15 protein-coding genes are annotated in these 17,272 nt (G+C 70.3%); 9 read left to right on the top strand and 6 right to left on the bottom strand.

The features are described 5' to 3' along the window. The first annotated feature begins 4 nt into the window (after positions 1-4). The gene (locus Q1K33_RS03935; protein WP_300400835.1) at positions 5-328 is read left to right on the top strand and encodes a DUF4235 domain-containing protein; all 324 of its coding nucleotides are present in this window, start codon (positions 5-7) and stop codon (positions 326-328) included. Positions 329-390: 62 nt separating this feature from the next. On the opposite strand, the gene Q1K33_RS03930 is transcribed toward Q1K33_RS03935, so the two are convergent. The 3 genes from Q1K33_RS03930 to Q1K33_RS03920 all read right to left on the bottom strand — a co-directional run bounded on the left by Q1K33_RS03930 (position 391) and on the right by Q1K33_RS03920 (position 2,804). Next, positions 391-681 carry a DUF4193 domain-containing protein gene (locus Q1K33_RS03930; RefSeq protein ID WP_300400831.1) on the bottom strand — a complete coding sequence of 97 codons (291 nt, stop codon included), beginning with the start codon at positions 679-681 and terminating at the stop codon, positions 391-393. Positions 682-876: 195 nt separating this feature from the next. Further along, on the bottom strand, positions 877-1,695 hold the full coding sequence (locus Q1K33_RS03925; RefSeq protein ID WP_300400828.1) for an inositol monophosphatase family protein: 819 nt from the start codon (positions 1,693-1,695) through the stop codon (positions 877-879). Continuing rightward, positions 1,692-2,804: a ferrochelatase gene (locus Q1K33_RS03920; protein WP_300400827.1), complete on the bottom strand. Its 1,113-nt coding sequence runs from the start codon at positions 2,802-2,804 to the stop codon at positions 1,692-1,694. The genes Q1K33_RS03925 and Q1K33_RS03920 overlap by 4 nt, the downstream gene beginning before the upstream one ends. 141 nt (positions 2,805-2,945) lie before the next feature. Here Q1K33_RS03920 and Q1K33_RS03915 point away from each other — a divergent pair, with 141 nt between their 5' ends. The 7 genes from Q1K33_RS03915 to Q1K33_RS03885 all read left to right on the top strand — a co-directional run bounded on the left by Q1K33_RS03915 (position 2,946) and on the right by Q1K33_RS03885 (position 10,747). After that, positions 2,946-4,175, top strand: coding sequence for an MFS transporter (locus Q1K33_RS03915; RefSeq protein WP_300400824.1), 1,230 nt, complete (start codon positions 2,946-2,948; stop codon positions 4,173-4,175). A 73-nt stretch (positions 4,176-4,248) separates the two neighbouring features. Further along, the gene (gene sepH, locus Q1K33_RS03910; RefSeq protein ID WP_300400822.1) at positions 4,249-5,304 is read left to right on the top strand and encodes a septation protein SepH; all 1,056 of its coding nucleotides are present in this window, start codon (positions 4,249-4,251) and stop codon (positions 5,302-5,304) included. 61 nt (positions 5,305-5,365) lie between these two features. Further along, entirely contained in the window at positions 5,366-7,378 is a 2,013-nt protein-coding gene (locus Q1K33_RS03905; protein ID WP_300400820.1) for an SDR family oxidoreductase, read from the top strand. Positions 7,379-7,592: 214 nt separating this feature from the next. Continuing rightward, positions 7,593-8,555, top strand: a complete 963-nt coding sequence (locus Q1K33_RS03900) for a metal ABC transporter substrate-binding protein (RefSeq protein WP_300400818.1) — start codon at positions 7,593-7,595, stop codon at positions 8,553-8,555. Next, entirely contained in the window at positions 8,546-9,343 is a 798-nt protein-coding gene (locus Q1K33_RS03895) for an ABC transporter ATP-binding protein (protein WP_300400815.1), read from the top strand. Before Q1K33_RS03900 ends, Q1K33_RS03895 begins: the two co-directional genes overlap by 10 nt. Then, the gene (locus Q1K33_RS03890; protein ID WP_300400813.1) at positions 9,340-10,341 is read left to right on the top strand and encodes a metal ABC transporter permease; all 1,002 of its coding nucleotides are present in this window, start codon (positions 9,340-9,342) and stop codon (positions 10,339-10,341) included. Before Q1K33_RS03895 ends, Q1K33_RS03890 begins: the two co-directional genes overlap by 4 nt. Continuing rightward, positions 10,328-10,747: a Fur family transcriptional regulator gene (locus Q1K33_RS03885; RefSeq protein ID WP_300400810.1), complete on the top strand. Its 420-nt coding sequence runs from the start codon at positions 10,328-10,330 to the stop codon at positions 10,745-10,747. The genes Q1K33_RS03890 and Q1K33_RS03885 overlap by 14 nt, the downstream gene beginning before the upstream one ends. 28 nt (positions 10,748-10,775) lie before the next feature. Here the strand turns inward: Q1K33_RS03885 and Q1K33_RS03880 are convergent, their stop codons facing one another. Both Q1K33_RS03880 and recO read right to left on the bottom strand, forming a co-directional pair. Next, positions 10,776-11,552 (bottom strand): isoprenyl transferase, encoded by a 777-nt coding sequence (locus tag Q1K33_RS03880; RefSeq protein WP_300400808.1) that lies wholly within the window; start codon positions 11,550-11,552, stop codon positions 10,776-10,778. 10 nt (positions 11,553-11,562) lie between these two features. Next, on the bottom strand, positions 11,563-12,291 hold the full coding sequence (recO, locus tag Q1K33_RS03875) for a DNA repair protein RecO (RefSeq protein WP_300400806.1): 729 nt from the start codon (positions 12,289-12,291) through the stop codon (positions 11,563-11,565). Between the two features lie 132 nt (positions 12,292-12,423). On the opposite strand from recO, the gene Q1K33_RS03870 reads away from it, so the two are divergent. Then, on the top strand, positions 12,424-15,201 hold the full coding sequence (locus Q1K33_RS03870; protein ID WP_300400804.1) for a PAS domain S-box protein: 2,778 nt from the start codon (positions 12,424-12,426) through the stop codon (positions 15,199-15,201). On the opposite strand, the gene leuA is transcribed toward Q1K33_RS03870, so the two are convergent. Beyond that, positions 15,202-16,959 carry a 2-isopropylmalate synthase gene (leuA, locus tag Q1K33_RS03865; protein ID WP_300400801.1) on the bottom strand — a complete coding sequence of 586 codons (1,758 nt, stop codon included), beginning with the start codon at positions 16,957-16,959 and terminating at the stop codon, positions 15,202-15,204. It lies immediately after the preceding gene. Positions 16,960-17,272: the final 313 nt, after the last annotated feature.

Below are 17,272 nucleotides of genomic sequence, written 5' to 3'. Positions count from 1 at the left end.
AGACATGGCAAAGAAGTCTCCGGAGCCGGCGCAGCAGCGCGACGTCGCCGACAGCTCCAAGGTCTGGTCCGTCTTCTCGCTGGTCGCGTCGCTGGGTGCCGCCGCGGTCGCCCGGAAGGGCCTCACCACCTCGTGGAAGGCCGCAACCGGCAAGAACCCGCCGGCCAACCCCGCCGACCCGGACGTGCAGATGCGCGAGGCCGTGATGTGGGCGGCCGCGAGCGGCACGCTCGTCGCCATGGCGCGGATGCTCGCCCAGCGGCGTGCCGCCGGCTACTACCTCAAGTCGACCGGCAAGCTGCCTCCCGGCCTGGAGAAGGACGTCTAGAGCCGACAACCCGAGGCCGCGGCTCGGCCACCGACGATTGCGCCTGTCACTCCTTCGTCGTGTCAGACGCAATCAACGCAGTAGAGCTTCTTCTCGTCGGCCAGCTGGCTGCGGTGGTGCACCAGGAAGCAGCTCATGCAGGTGAACTCGTCCTCCTGCTTGGGCTTCACCTCGACGGCAAGCTCCTCGTGGGACAGATCGGCGCCAGGGAGCTCGAAGCTCTCTGCGGCCTCGGTCTCGTCCTCGTCGACCTTGCCCGAGTTCTTGTCGTGACGACGCGCCTTGAGCTCTTCGATGCTCTCCTCGGACTGATCTTCCTCGTTCTTGCGCGGTGCGTCGTAGTCGGTCGCCATGCGTCGCTCACTCCCCTCTCGCCCAGTTGCCCGGTATGTCGGCTGCCCGGGTGTGTCCGGGCGCCGGAATCGTCTGTGTGTGGACCCTGCGTCCCCGAGTGAACTCGGGCCCCAGCGGGGCAGATTGTGCACCATCCCCCCTCACGAGGGAACACCGGGCGCCGCAGGTACATCCGAACGTCGCCCGGGGGCGCACTATTCCCCCCAGAATCCCGCCTCCAGCGTCGCCCCGAGGAGCTCGTCCAGGCCGTGTGACGGGGCACACAGCAGCAGGGTCCGACCTCCTGCTCCGAGGCCGGTGCGCGTCGCTGCGCCCGCCGCTCGCGCGATCAGCCCTCCGGCCGCGTGGTCCCACAGGTTGACCCCCTCCTCGACGTAGCCGTCGATGATCCCCTCTGCCACGTGGCACAGGTCCAGGGCGCACGAGCCGAGTCGGCGGATGTCGCGGATGCGCGGCAGCAGGTGCGCCACGGCAGCGGCCTGGTGCACCTTGACCTCCGCGACGTAGGAGAAGCCCGTGGCGATCAGCCGCTCCGCCAGAGGAGCCGGTCCCCGGACCGAGATCGGTACGCCGTCCCTCGTCGCGACCGTGCGGCCGTCGGCACCGGGCCGGGCGACGTACTCCACACCCTTGGCGACGTCGAGCACCACGCCGACGACGACGTCGCCGTCGACCTCGGCGGCGATGGACACGGCGTACTGCGGGATCCCGTAGAGGAAGTTGACGGTGCCGTCGATGGGATCGACGATCCACCGCACACCACTCGTGCCGGGCACGTCGTCGCCCTCCTCGCCGAGAAACGCGTCGGCGGGTCGTCGGGCGAGGATGCGCCCGCGCACGAGCTCCTCGGAGGCCTTGTCCGCCTCGGTGACGACGTCGATGGGGCTGGTCTTGGTGTCGGCGACGGTCACCTCGCGCTGGGCGCGCCCGCGCACCAGCGTGGCCGCCTCGCGGGCGACCTCGACGGCGAGGTCGGCCAGCTCATCAAGGTCGACCGCGCTGTCAGTGCTCACGCGGTCTCGCCGCACAACGCGGGACGGTCACCGCCGGCAGCACCGGGGTTGGCGCAGCAGCCCACCGGGCACCGGTCCCACAGTGCCCCGAGCTCGCCCCACGCCGCCCGACCGGCCGCCACTCCTGACTCGGCCACAGCGCGCTCGGTGACGAGATCGCGGACCACGGCGACGAATCGCGGGTCCTCGCCGGGGGTCGCAGCTCGCCGAGCCGGCAGTCGCAGCCGCTCGGCCGTGGCCAACGCCTCGGTGTCGAGGTCGTAGATCACCTCCATGTGGTCGGAGACGAAGCCGATCGGCACCAGCACCACGGCCCGGACCTCCTCCGCCTCGGCGAGCGCCTCCAGGTGGTCGTTGACGTCGGGCTCCAACCACGGCGTGCGCGGCGAGCCGGAGCGGGAGCAGAAGACCAGGTCGTGCTCGTGGCGCCGCCCCGTCTGCTCGGCGATCCGATCGACCACGACCCGCGCCGCGCTCAGGTGCTGGGCGACGTAGGCCGAACCGCCTGACTGCGGTGGCCCGCTGGCCTCGTTCATGGCCGTAGGGATCGAGTGGGTGACGAAGACGATCCGCGCACCGTGCCCGAGCCCGTCGGGGAGGTCGTCCAACGCCGCGCGGGTGGCATCGACGACCGGCTCGAGGAATCCGGGGTGGTTGAAGTAGTGCCGCAGCTTGTCCAGGCGAGGCGCACCCTCGATGCCCTCGACGGCGTCGTACAGGTTCTCGCGGTACTGCCGACAGCTCGACCAGGACGAGTAGGCGCTGGTCACGAAGCACGCTGCGCGCGTGATGCCGTCGGCCGCCATGCGGGCGACGGTGTCGCGCAGGTAGGGATCCCAGTTGCGGTTGCCCCAGTAGACCGGCACATCGATGCCGTGCTCGGCGAGGTCCCGCTCGACGGCAGCGATGAAGGCGCGGTTCTGGTCGTTGATGGGCGAGCGGCCCCCGAAGAGGAAGTAGTGCTCACCCACCTGCTCCAGACGCTCGCGCGGGATGCCGCGACCGCGCGTGACGTTCTCGAGGAAGGGAACGACGTCCTCGGGCTTCTCCGGCCCCCCGAAGGAGACCAGCAGGAGTGCGTCGTAGGGGGCCACGTCAGGAGGTGTCACCCCGTCATCGTAGGGAGGTCCGGGCCACCCGTCGGGAGGGGTGGAGTGCGAGCCGTCGTACGGCGCAGCGCTCCGGTGGAGGGGGCGCCCGGCCACTCAGGCAGCAACGAAGTACCCGCGTCCGCCCAGTAGGCTCCCGACGTGCTCGGTTCCTACGCCCGGATCCTCGCCCATCCCGGGACGGCGCTGTTCAGCGCCAGCGGACTGGTCGCGCGACTGCCCATCTCGATGGTCGGGCTCGGCATCGTCCTGCTCGTCGAGGCACAGTCGGGCTCCTACGGGCTGGCCGGGGCGGTCTCCGCCGTGACCCTGGTCGCCAACGCGGGCTTCGCGATCCTGCAGGCGCGCTGGACCGACCGGTTCGGCCAGTCCCGGGTGCTCCCCGTCGCCATCTCCGTCTGGGGGGTGGCTCTGGCCTCGCTCATGTGGTCGGTGGAGGCCGAGGCAGCACTGCCGGTCACCTTCGCGCTGGCCGCGGCGACCGGCGCTGCCCTGCCGGCGGTCGGGAGCTGCGTGCGCGCTCGCTGGGCCCATGTCCTGACCGACCCCGGACAGCGGCAGACGGCCTTCGCGCTCGAGGCCGTCGCGGACGAGACGGTCTTCATGACCGGCCCCATCATCGTCACCCTGCTCGCCACCGCCGTGCACCCCGTCGCAGGCCTGTCGGCGGCCGTGCTGGCCGGCGTCGGCGGAACGCTCCTGTTCAGCGCCCAGCGTCGCACGGAGCCGCCGCCGCACCCCCGTGCGGTCCACCGCTCCGCCCGCCCGCAGATGCCGTGGGCCACCGTCGCGCCGCTGAGCGTGGTGTGCCTGGCCCTGGGCTCGCTGTTCGGGGCCGCGGAGGTGACGACGGTCGCCTTCAGCGACGAGCAAGGAGCCACGGCGTACGCCGGCGTGCTGCTCGCCCTGTGGGCGGCCGGCAGCCTGATCGCCGGCGCCATCACCGGCGCCGTGACGTGGCACCGTCCGGTCCTCCAGCGCCTGCGGATCGGAGCCGCCGCCATGGCCGTGACGATGGTCCCGCTGCTGCTCATCGACTCGATGTGGGTGATGGGCGCGGTCCTGTTCGGCGCCGGCTTCGCGATCGCGCCCACGCTGATCGCCTCCATCTCGTTGGCCGAGGCCAACGTGCCGCCCGCCCGACTGACCGAGGGCCTGGCCTTCCTGCAGACCGGCCTCGTCGCCGGTGTCGCCCCCGGAGCAGCCGTGGCCGGGCTGGTCGTGGATGCGCACGGCGCCTCGGCGGCCTACGTCGTCTCCATCGGGGGCGGCGCCCTGGCGCTGGTGGCCGCACTCGCCACGAGGGCGACGGCACGTTCGATCCCGGTGGCGGCTTCTGAAGCGCCTGGTCGCGGCGCGGTGCCGGGCTGATCAGCCGTCGCTGGCGTAGGGTCGGTCGGAAGAAGAATCGGGGTAGACCCGCAGGCGAAGAAGGCAGATGACCATGGCAGGGCACCAGGCAGGCAACCCGCTCGACGGCGCCGTTCCTGCCCAGCCCCGCCCCGGGGCGGGTGCGCCCGCTCCCCTCTCGTTGCGAGGACTGAGCCGCGACGGAGCAGCCCTGCTCCTCACCGACGGGTCCGGGGCCGGGTTCGTCCTCGACATCACCCCTGGCCTGCGCGCTGCTCTGCGTGGCGACGCCTCCCGCACCGGCAAGTTGGAGACCACGATGGACAGCACCCTCCGTCCCCGCGACATCCAGGCGCGCATCCGCGCCGGAGAGAGCGCCGAGGCCGTCGCCGAGGCGGCCCAGACGAGCGTCGAGAAGATCATGGCGTTCGCCGGCCCCGTCCTCGCCGAGCGTGAGCACGTCGCCGAGCGCGCCCAACGCTCCAACCTCCGCCGACCTGCCGGCGAGTCCTCCGGAGCCGCACGCACCCTGGGCGACGCCGTGGAGGCGCACCTCCGCTCGTGCAACGTCGACCCGGGTGTGGTCGCCTGGGACGCCTGGCGTCGTGAGGACGGACGCTGGTCACTGCTCGGTGACTACGAGCTGACCGTGCGCTCGGGCTCGGCCCAGTTCACCTTCGATGTGCGCGGCAACTACGTGGTGCTCGACAACGAGGACGCCCGATGGCTCGTCGGTGAGTCCGTCGCCTCGCCAGCGCCCGCACGCGACGACCTCCAGAGCGTTCGGGAGCGCCGTCTGACCTCGGTGCCGCCCGACGAGCTGCCGCTCGGCGACGACGCGATCGAGCTGGTCCACGAGGACCAGGCCGCGCCTCCGCCCGTCGAGCCGCGCCTCGAGACACCCGTCGAGCCACCCGTCGAGGAGGGCACGCTGCCGCTGGAGGCCTTCTTCGAGGGCCAGGGCGAGGAACCCGACGCCGACCTGACGGTCGAGAGCCCGAAGCAGCCGGAGCCGGCAGCTGAGGAGGCCGCCGAGGAGGCCGCAGCCACCCGCCGTCCCGTGCAGAAGAAGAAGGGACGTGCCTCGGTCCCGAGCTGGGACGAGATCATGTTCGGCTCCGGTTCCGACGATCCCGGCGCCCGCTCCTAGCCCGTTCCCCACCCTGCGCGAGCCTCCATCCGGGCGGCTACCACGCAGTAGTCTGGCGCACATGTCCTACTTCGTGACCGGCGCCACAGGGTTCATCGGCCGTCATCTCGTCCAGGAGCTCGTCGACACGCGCGAGGGCGACATCTTCGTCCTCTGCAGGTCCGGCTCCCTGGGGCGTCTCGAGACCCTGATGAGGCGCTGGGGCTCGAGCCGCGTCGTGCCCGTGGTGGGCGACCTGTCCACCGCCGGACTCGGCGTGGACGGGCAGTGGGTCTCCGAGCACGCCGGCTCCATCGAGCACTTCTTCCACCTGGCAGCGATCTACGACATGACTGCCGACGACGCGACGAACGAGACGATGAACGTCGGCGGCACCCGGCACGCCGTCGAGCTGGCCGGGTCTCTGCGCGTCGGTTGCTTCCACCAGGTCTCGTCGGTCGCGGCCGCCGGCGAGTACCGCGGGCGCTTCGACGAGACGATGTTCGACGAGGGCCAGCACCTGCCCTCGCCGTACCACCGGACGAAGTACGAGTCGGAGAGGATCGTGCGCGAGGAGGCCACAACGCTGGGCATCCCGTGGCGGGTCTACCGTCCGGCGATCGTCGTGGGTCACTCCGAGACCGGGGCGATGGACAAGATCGACGGCCCCTACTACTTCTTCCCCCTGATGAAGGCGATGCGTGACCGGCTGCCCGCCTGGCTGCCACTCGCCGGTGTCGATCTCGGCGACACCAACGTCGTCCCGGTCGACTACGTCGCCAAGGCGATGGATCACCTGGCGCACCTCCCCGACCACGACGGCGAGGCGTTCCACCTGGTCAACCCGGAGCCGCAGTCCACCGTCGAGATGGTCAACGCCTTCTGCAAGGCCGCCGGGGCTCCGCAGTTCGCCTCGCCGATCGACCGCAGCCTGGCGCGCGCCGGTGCGCTGGTCCCCCGGCGCTTGCGCCCGGGCGCAGTCATCAACACCCTGGTGCGCAACAAGGCCGTGCAGACGGTGCTCGACCAGACCCTCGGCCGCGTCGGGATTCCCGCCGAGGTCCTGGCCCACACCGGTTTCACGGCGGTCTTCGACTCCTCGCGGACCGAGCGTGCCCTGGCGGGCTCCGGTATCGCGGTCCCCGACCTGGAGAGCTACGTCCGCACCCTGTGGGGCTACTGGGAGGAGAATCTCGATACCTCCACCGGCCAGGACCCGAAGGTACGTGCGGCCCTTGCCGGCAAGCACGTCGTCATCACCGGCGCCTCGTCGGGCATCGGGCAGGTCACCGCCCTCAAGGTCGCCCAGGCCGGCGGCATCCCCGTCCTCGTGGCACGCGGCAAGGACAAGCTCGAGGAGACCCGCTCCACGATCGAGATGCGCGGTGGCACCGCCCACGTCTTTCCCTGCGACCTCTCGGACCTCGAGGCCATCGACCGGCTGTGCGAGCAGATCGCGACCGAGCTGCCGTCGGTCGACTTCGTGGTCAACAACGCCGGCCGCTCGATCCGTCGCTCACTGCGACTCTCGACCGATCGGTTCCACGACTTCGAGCGCACCATGCAGCTCAACTACTTCGGCGCGATCCGACTGGTCATGGGGCTGATGCCGGCCATGCAACGCCAGAAGTCCGGCCACATCGTCAACATCTCCTCCATCGGCGTGCAGACCAACCCGCCTCGGTTCTCGGCGTACGTCGCCTCCAAGTCCGCCCTCGACTCCTGGAGCAACGTGGTGGCCTCGGAGGTCGTCGGCAACGGGATCACGTTCACCAACATCCACATGCCGCTGGTGCGCACGCCGATGATCGCCCCGACCAAGCTCTACGACAAGTTCCCCACGATCTCACCGGCGCAGGCTGCCGACACCGTGATCACCGCGATGGTCAGCAAGCCGCACGAGATCAACACGGCGCTCGGCAACGTCGGCGCCGTCGCCCACACCGTGGCGCCCAAGCTCGCCTTCCGCGTGCTCAACATGGCCTACCACGTGTTCCCCGACTCGGCCGCGGCCAAGGGTCAGGTGCCGCAGAGCGGCACCCGGGAGACCGAGCAGATCATGCTCGCCAAGGTCTTCAAGGGGATTCATTGGTGATCGCAGGTCGGACGAAGTCGCAACCGACGCGTCGAACCCGGTGAGCCGAGGAGCAGCCTCAGCCAGGCGCGTCGACCGAGACCGGGGTCTGCTCACCGTCGTCGGGGCGGGCGCGGAGGTCGTCGGCGCTGATCAGCGGCTTCATCCCGCCAGCGTGCCGCACGTCCGAGATTGGTTTTGACAACCATTCTCATTGCTGTTGATAATCATTCTCATGCGCATTCGTCCCCAGAGGTCCCTGCTCGTCGGTCTGCTGCTGGCCTCGACCGGGTGTACGGCGTTGGCCGACAACGACACGTCCGGCGTCCAGGTCGCGGCTGCCTTCTACCCCCTGCAGTACGTCGTGGAGCGCGTCGCCGGGCCGTACGCCGACGTGGTCGGGCTGACCACGCCGGGCAAGGAGCCGCACGACCTGGAGCCGACGATCAAGGAGACCGCCGACATCGCCCAGGCGGACCTCGTTGTCCACGAGGCCGACTTCCAGGCCTCCATCGACGCCGCCATCGAGCAGAACGCCACCGGCGAGGTCATCGACGCCGCCGCCGTGGTCGGGCTCCGGCCCTTCAGCTCCGACGACCAGCACGGGGATGGGGACGGGGACGGGGACGGGGACGGGGATGGCGAGTCCGAGGACCACACGGACCACGACCACGAGGGCGGACTCGACCCGCACTTCTGGCTCGACCCCCTGCGGATGGCAACCCTCGGCGACGCGATCGCGGCGTCGTTGAGCGAGATCGACCCGACGAACGCCGACGCCTTCGACGCCAACGCCGCGGCACTGCGCAACGACCTCGAGCGTCTCGACGCCGCCTTCACCACGGGGTTGGCCGACTGCGAGCGCTCGACGATCGTGGTCTCCCACGACGCGTTCGGCTACCTCACGCAGTACGGCCTCGAGCTCGCGCCCGTCGCGGGACTCTCCCCCGATGCCGAACCCACTCCGGCCGACCTGGGCAGGCTCCGGCAGCTGATCGAGGAGGACGGCATCACCACCGTGTTCGGTGAGCGGCTGGCCAGTCCTAGGTTGACCCAGACGCTTGCCGACGACGCCGGTGTGCGCACCGCGGTCCTCGACCCGATCGAAGGCCTGTCGGACGAGACGTCCGAGGAGGACTACCTCAGCCTGATGGAGGAGAACCTCGCCGCGCTACAGGAGGCCAACGCATGCCGGTGATCGAGGTCCAGGACGGCGCAGTGGCCATCAGTGGACGGCCCGTCCTGCGCGGCATCGACCTGTGCGTCGGCCGCGGAGAGTTCGTGGCGCTGATGGGCGCCAACGGCTCCGGCAAGTCCACGCTGGTGCGTGCCCTGACCGGCCTGCGGCCGTTGAGTCGAGGTGCGATCACGCTGTTCGGGACGCCGTTGGAGGACTTCCACGAGTGGCACCGCATCGGTTTCGTCCCGCAGCGCTCCGGCGCCGCCTCCGGCGTACCCGCCTCCGTGCGTGAGGTCGTCTCCTCGGGGCGACTCACCCGCAGAAGGCTGCTGCGGCCCCTCGGCGCGACGGATCGGCGCGCCATCGACGACGCGATCGAGCTGGTCGGCCTCGGCGATCGAGCACGTGACGGTGTCAGCACCCTGTCCGGTGGCCAGCAGCAGCGGGTGCTGATCGCCCGCGCGTTGGCCGCTGACCCAGAGCTGTTCTTCCTCGACGAGCCGACGGCTGGCGTCGACCTGCCCAACCAGAAGGTCCTCACCGACGCCCTCGCCTCCCTCAAGGAGCGCGGTGCGACCATCGTCCTGGTCGCCCACGAGCTCGGTCCCCTGGCGGCCCTGGTCGAGCGCGCCGTCGTGATGCGCGACGGGCGGGTGGCCTACGACGGTGAGCCCATCCCCGACCACGCGGTGCACGAGCCGTGGCTCGGCGAGGCTCACGGTCACCACCACCACGCTCGCCACGAGTCGGCGCACGAGCACGACCACGCCCCGCACGTACGTTCCCCGTTGGAGGGCCGTCCATGACACCCGTCGAGCTCTTCAGCGAGCCCTTCATGCAGCGTGCCCTGCTCGCCGCCCTGTTCACCGGACTCGCTGCTCCGGTGATCGGGACCTACCTCGTGCAGCGTCGCCTGGCCCTGATGGGCGACGGACTGGGGCACGTCGCCGTCACGGGCGTCGCCGTGGGGCTCCTGACCGGCTACTCGCCGACCTGGACCGCGGTCGTCGTGGCCATCCTGGGGGCGATCGCGATCGAGGTCGTGCGGGAGCGAGGCAACACCAACGGGGACGTCGCGCTGGCGCTGCTCTTCTACGGGGGGCTCGCCGGCGGCGTCCTGCTCACCGGCCTCGGCGGGCGACGTGCCGCTGAGCTCCAGCAGTATCTCTTCGGCTCGATCACCACGATCTCCGACGGGGACGTGGTGGTCACCATGGTCCTGGCCGCCCTGGTCATCGTCGTGGGCGTGGGTCTGTCACCACAGCTCTTCGCGGTGGCCCAGGACCCCGAGTTCGCGCGGGTCGCCGGGCTGCGTGTGCGGTTCTACAACCTGATCGTGGCGGTGCTCGCGGCCGTCACCGTCACCGTCGCGATGCGCACCGTGGGTCTCCTGCTCGTCTCGGCCCTCATGGTGGTCCCGGTCGCCACGTCCCAGCAGCTCACCCGGTCCTTCCGGGCCACCTTGGTGGCCGCGATGGCCCTGGGCACGCTCGCCTCGGTGGGAGGCCTGGTCATCTCGGCGTTCGCCTCCTACCAGGCCACGGTGGCACCCGGCCCCACCATCGTCCTTCTCTCCCTCGCGGGCTTCGTCATCACCTGGCCCCTCGGGGTCTGGCTGCGACATCGTGCCCGCCTTCGTCGGCCCTTCGCCGACGAGGCCCCCGACGAGCACACGGTCAGCGACCACGACCACGACCACGGACCGGGGTGCGGCCACGTCGCCGTACCACACGACGACCACGTCGACTACGTCCACGACGGGCACCGGCACGCACCCCACGGGACGCACTATGACGAGCACTGACCCGTCACTGCCGCCCGACGCGGGCGTACGCCCCACCCGGCAACGCACTGCGGTGATCGAGGCCTTGGTCTCGGTCGACGACTTCCGCTCAGCGCGCGAGCTCCACGATCTCCTCGAGTCGCGCGAGGCCCAGGTCGGTCTTGCCACCGTCTACCGCACCCTGCAGCTGCTCGCCGACGCCGGCGCGGTCGACGTGCTGCGCCGCGAGGACGGCGAGGCGACCTACCGGCGCTGCTCGCGCCACCACCACCACCACCTGGTGTGCCGCTCCTGCGGCGCGACGGTCGAGGTCGAGGGGCCGGCCGTCGAACGATGGACCGAGCGGGTGTCCTCGGAGCACGGCTTCGTCGACGTCAGCCACACCCTCGAGGTCTTCGGCACCTGCGCTTCCTGTCGAAGCGCCTGAGCCTGGATCGCTACGCTCACGGACGACGTCACTTCGCGCCGCCGTACCTCCGGTCGCGCTCGGCGTAGATCTCGATGGCGCGCCACAGGGCGAGCCGGTCGACGTCCGGCCACAGGATGTCGGTGAACACCATCTCCGCGTAGGCGGCCTGCCAGAGCATGAAGTTGGACAGCCGCTGCTCGCCGGACGTGCGCCAGATCAGGTCGGCGTCACCGATCTCGGGCACGTAGAGGTGTCGGGCGAAGGTCTTCTCGTCGATCCTGTCGGGGTTGAGCCTCCCCGCAGCGACCTCGCGGGCGATCGAGCGCGCGGTGTCGGCCAGCTCCGCCCGCCCCCCGTAGTTGACGCACATCGTCAATGTCAGGACATCGTTGTCGCGGGTCAGCTCCTCGGCCACCTGGAGCTCGCGGATCACCGACTTCCACAACCGAGGTGCCCGGCCTGCCCACCGCACGCGCACCCCCAGCTCGTGCATCTCGTCGCGGCGGCGTCGGATCACGTCGCGGTTGAAGCCCATCAGGAACTTGACCTCGTCGGGCGACCTGGTCCAGTTCTCGGTCGAGAACGCGTAGGCCGAGATCGCCTTCACCCCGATCTCGATGGCGCCCTCCACGACGTCGAAGAGCGACGCCTCCCCCATCTCGTGGCCCTGGGTGCGCGGGAGGCCGCGTTGCTTGGCCCAGCGCCCGTTGCCGTCCATCACGATCGCGACGTGCTGCGGGACGAACTGCGCCGGGATCGCGGGCGGGCGGGCGCCGGAGGCGTGCGGCGTGGGTGGCCTGGGCTCCGGGGCAGTGCGCTTCACGGTGCGGACGCTACCGTTCGACGTGCTCCAGGGAGCGCAGGGATCGCTCGAGGTGCCAGGTCAGGAAGGCCGCCACGAGGCTGCTTGCCTCACCGAGGTGACGCGCGTCTGCGGCCTCGACGGTCTCCCAGTCACCGGCCAGCAGCGCCCCCAGCACCGCGACCGTCTCCGGCGCCGGAGCCATGGAGCCCGGCACCCGGCACGTGGTGCAGAGCAGCCCGCCCATGGAGGGGTTGAACCAGCGGTGCGGTCCCTCCCGCCCGCAGTGGGCACAGAGGTCGAACGACGGCGCGTAGCCGGCCACGGCCAGCGACCGCAGGAGATAGGAGTCGAGCACCTGCCCGGGGCGTCGCGTCCCCTCCACCATCGCTCGCAGACCCCCCACCAGCAACAGGAACTGCTGCACCGAGGCCTGCTTCTCCTCCGGCACCAGGCGGTCGGCGGTCTCGAGCATGGCAGTCCCGGCCGTGTAGCGCTCGTAGTCGTTGCCGAGGCCGGAGGAGAACGGGAACCGGGTCTCGGCCTGGGTCACGATGTCGAAGGTGCGCCCCTCGGCCAGCTGCAGGTCGACGTAGGTGAACGGCTCGAGCCGGGAGCCGAACTTCGAGGTCGTGCGTCGCACGCCCTTGGCCACGGCACGCACCCGCCCGTGGTGTCGGGTCAACAGGGTGATGATGCGATCGGCCTCCCCCAGCTTGTGGGTGCGCAGGACGACCGCCTCGTCGCGATAGAGAGGCACACGCCGATTCTGCCCTGTTCGCCCAGCGGAAGCGGTACGTCGACGGCGGCGCGGCGTCGTGCGGTCTAGACCGAAGCCGACGAGCCTTCCCGACCTCCCAACATGGCCAGCGACATCGACCACAATGCAGGAGTGAGTCCCCCGTCGCAGCAACGCCAGGTCGACGTCGGGTTCACCGGTGTGCTGCTCGCGTCGATCCTGCTGATCGACCTCGCGCTGCTCTCGGTACGCGACGACCTGGGCGCGCTCACGACGTACTGGTCGAGCGTGGGGGCCAGCGCCGGGCTGCTGGCCGTCTCACCGCTGCGCCGCTGGGTGGTCGTGGTCCCCCTCGTCTTGGGCCTCCCGCTGGGCGCGTTCCTGGCCTACGGCGTGCCCCTGAGGGACGCGGTGGCGATCTGCGGGTCGCACGTGGCTCAGGCGATGGTGGTCGCGGCCGTGCTCACGCACCTCGGTCGGCGTCGGGCGCACGTCGACTCGATGCCAGACCTCGCCCGCCTGACCGCGGCAGCCGTGCTGGGTGGGCTCCTGTCGGTCGTGGTGGAGACCCAGACCAGGGTGGACCAGCTCCCCGCCTCCACCGCCCTGGCCGTCCAGGTCGGCTCCCAGCACGCGCTGTCCATCCTGCTGCTGGGCGCCGTCGTGCTGGCCACCCGCGACGGCTGGGGCCAACGCCTGCGCGGCAAGTCCCTCCTCATCGGGGTTCAGGCGGCGGCGCTGCTCACGGTCCTGGCACTCGTGTTCTCGCCGACCGACTCCGCACCTCTCACCTTTGCGCCGATCCCGATCCTGGTGTGGGCCGCGATCGCGTTCGACCTGCGGGTCGTCAGCTGGCAGCTCCTCGGCATGGCGACGGCCGTCACGCTTGCGACAGCACACGGGCGTGGACCCTTCGCCGAGGAGGTCGAGCGACCCGAGCTGGTCGGCATCATCACCCTGGGCTACATCGCCTGCGCAGCCCTGATCGCCCTGCCGCTGGCCGCCATCGTCAGCCAGCGACGCGTGCTGATGGAGCGCGTCGTCTCCGACGAGCAGCTGTTCCGGCGCACCTTCACCGAGTCGCCCCTCGGGATGGTCCTCATGCGGGAGCGGGCAGGGGCGCTGGAGATCACCGAGGTCAACAGCGCGGCCGTGCAGATCCTCGGCGCCCCGACCGTCGAGCTCGACGGTCGCCGGTTCACCGACCTCGTCGCCACCCTGGACCACCGCGAGCACGTCTTCGAGGCCCTGCTCTCGCGGGAGTCCGACATCTGGCACGGCCAGGCCTCGGTGCTCGGCCGACCGGGCAGCCGTGTCGACCTGGCGATCGCCGCGATCGCCTCCGCCGACGGGTCACGCGTCTTCTCCGCCCAGCTCCTCGACCAGACCCAGCAGCACGACAGCATGCGCCGCCTCGAGGCAGCCAACAAGCTCACCGACGCCACTCTCGACACCACCGCCTGCATCATCGTCGTCACCGACGACAGCGGCACGGTCATCCGCGTCAACGCCGCGACCAAGGAGATCACCGGCTACGACGAGGCGACGCTCGTGGGCGCTCGGATCTGGGAGACGCCCCTCGCCGCGCTGACCCGCTCGGAGACCGAGGCGATGTTCCTGTGGCCGAACAGGTCCGGCTTCGCGATGGTGCGCGAGAGACAGTCCTACACCGCCGCGGGCGACCCCGTACGCCTGGTGTGGAACAACAACGTCGTGCGAGACGAGGCCGGTACGCCGTCGTACGCCGTGCTGACCGGCGTCGACGTGACGGCTGAGCGATCCAGCACCGGCCTGATGGCCCATCTCCTCCAGGCCTCGATCGCCACCGCGCTGATCGGGATCGACGTCACCGGTCGGATCACCGTCTTCAACGCCGGCGCCACCCACATGCTGGGCTACTCCGCCGAGGAGATGATCGGCCAACCCTTCGTCGGCATCCTCGAGCCGTCACAGCTCCTCGTGCGCACCGGCGCCGTGGGGGACCGGGAGGCCTTCCTGTGCCTGATCGGGATGATCGGCAAGCGGGACGAGTCGTCGGCACGAGACTGGACGTGGCGCACCCGTGGCGGCCACGAGCTGATCGTCTCGATGACGCTGAGCGTCACCGACGACGACGTCGAGGACCGCGTCGGCTTCCTGTGCGTCGGCCGCGACGTGACCGAGCAGCGCGAGGGCCAGGAGACCTTGGTCGCAGCCCTCGACAAGGAGCGAACGGCCGTCGAGCGGCTGCGGGCGCTCGACCGCGCCAAGGACGAGTTCGTCTCCACGGTCTCCCACGAGCTGCGCACGCCGGTCACCAGCATCCTGGGCTACACCGAGCTGCTCCTCGACGGTGACGTCGTCGAGCCGCATCCCCAGCAGGCCACCATGCTCGAGACGATCGCGCGCAGCAGCCACCGGCTGATCGCGATCTGCAACGACCTGCTCCTGCTCAGCGGCTTCGAGCAGCGCGAGGCGCTCGCCAACCGGGAGACCTACGACCTGCGCGAGGCGATCGGCGTGGCCGAGGAGTTCGCCAAGGCCGCCGCGGCCCAACGTCGGCTCACCATCACGTTCGAAGCTCCGGACGAGCCCGTGATGGTCTCCGGCGATCGCAGTCAGCTCGACCGGGTGTTCATCAACCTCGTCAGCAACGCGATCAAGTTCACCGCGGACGACGGCACGGTCGACATCCGCGTGAGGAACGACGACCGGCTCGGTGCCGTCATCACGGTCGGCGACACCGGCATCGGCATCCACAAGGACGACCAGGAACTGGTGTTCCAGCGCTTCTACCGCAGCGACACGGCCCAGTCGATGGCCATCCCCGGCACGGGCCTGGGCCTGTCGATCGTCGCCGGCATCGTCGACGCCCACGGGGGGACGATCGCGGTCGACTCGACGCCCGGCGAGGGCACGACGTTCACCGTGTCCCTGCCGGTCGTCGCCTGATCAGCGCGGCTGCGCTGCGCGGTTGACCGCACTCACCACAGCCTCGAGGGAGGCGGTGACGATGTTGGCGTCCAGGCCGACACCCCAGTAGAGCTCGCCGCGGACCGCGCACTCGACGTACGCCGCAGCGATGGCGTCGCCCCCGGAGCTCAATGCGTGCTCGTGGTAGTCGAGCACGCGGACGTCGTAGTCCTGCGGGAGTCCGTTGATCGCGGTCACGAATGCCGCGATGGGTCCGTTGCCGCTTCCCTCGAGCGTGCGCCGCTCTCCCTCCACCGAGACGTCGACGGTGAGGGCGTCCTTCTCCCCCGCCGCCGAGCTGGTGTGGACCGAGTCGAGAGCCAGGGGGGTGGCGCGGTCGAGGTACTCGGCGCGGAACGCCCTCCAGATCTCGTCGGGAGTGACCTCTCCCCCCTCGGCGTCCGTGCGCTGCTGGATCACTCGGCTGAACTCGATCTGGGCTCGGCGCGGCAGCTCGAGCTTGTGCTCGGTCTTGAGGATGTAGGCCACGCCTCCCTTGCCGGACTGACTGTTGACACGGATCACGGCCTCGTAGCTGCGGCCGACGTCCTTGGGGTCGATCGGCAGGTAGGGCACCTCCCAGCGGCGCTCCTCCACCGGGATCCCGTCACGCTGGGCGTCCAGCTCGAGATGCTCGAAGCCCTTCTTGATGGCGTCCTGGTGGGAGCCGGAGAACGCCGTGTAGACCAGGTCGCCGCCGTACGGGTGCCGCTCGGGGACGTCGAGCTGGTTGCAGTACTCCACGGTGCGCCGGATCCCGTCGATTCCGCCGTCGCTCGCGAAGTCGATCTCGGGGTCGATCCCCTGGGTGAAGAGGTTGAGCCCCAACGTGACCAGGCAGACGTTTCCGGTGCGCTCGCCGTTGCCGAACAGGCACCCCTCGATCCTGTCGGCACCGGCCAGGTAGCCGAGCTCGGCGGCGGCCACGGCGGTCCCGCGGTCGTTGTGGGGGTGCAGCGAGAGCACGACGTGCTCGCGGTGCGCCAGGTGCCGATCCATCCACTCGATCGAGTCGGCGTAGACGTTGGGGGTGGCCATCTCGACCGTGGCCGGGAGGTTGATGATGACCGGCTTCTCGGCGGTGGGCTGAAAGACCTCCAGCACCTCGTTGCAGACGCGGACCGCGAACTCGAGCTCCGTGCCGGTGTAGCTCTCGGGGCTGTACTCGTAGAAGACCTCGGTCTCCGGGACGCCCTCCTCGAACTTCTTGCACAGCCGCGCGCCGGTGACCGCGATGTCGGCGATGCCGTCCTCGTCGAGGCCGAAGACCACCCGGCGCTGCAGGGTCGAGGTCGAGTTGTAGAGGTGGACGATGGCCTGCTTGGCCCCGCGGATCGCATCGTAGGTGCGCTCGATGAGCTCCTCGCGGGCCTGCGTCAACACCTGGATCACGACGTCGCCGGGAATCAGGTCGTCGTCGATCAGCTGGCGCACGAAGTCGAAGTCGGTCTGGCTCGCGCTGGGGAACCCGACCTCGATCTCCTTGTAGCCCATCCGCACGAGCAGCTGGAACATCTCCAGCTTGCGAGCCGGCGACATCGGGTCGATCAAGGCCTGGTTGCCGTCGCGCAGGTCGACCGCGCACCAGCGCGGCGCCTTCTCGATCTTCTTGGCCGGCCAGGTCCGGTCCTCCAGCACGACCGGGATGAACGGCTCGTAGCGCTGGAACGGCATCCCGCTGGGTTGCTGGGGATTGGGCTGCTGCGGGTTGTCCTGCTGGGCGTTGGTGCTGGTCATGATCTTCTCCTGCTGGGCGGGGCGGTTGGTGCCGGCACACGCGCACTCCGCAGCGAGGAGGTCGGCTGGTCAGACCTCGCTGCGGCAGCGAAGGAGGAGGTGAAGACGCGTCATGGTGTGACCACCATAGCCACCCCCACCAGGATCTGCAGCAACGCTCACCAGCCGAAATCCTCCCGGTGCAGGTCGCGGCGCCGTACGCCGGCCGCACGCGGCCCAACCCGGCCGGTGGACGATCCGGACGTGCCGAGGCCCGAGACACGGGAGTGTCGCGGGCCTCGGGTCACTGCCGCCTCACTGCGTGGACGAGCAG

Origin of the sequence: Nocardioides sp. (assembly GCF_029937575.1) — a bacterium.
GTDB lineage: Bacteria > Actinomycetota > Actinomycetes > Propionibacteriales > Nocardioidaceae > Nocardioides.
Note: the sequence above shows the minus strand (reverse complement) of the source record. Positions and strands in the feature narration are given on the sequence as shown.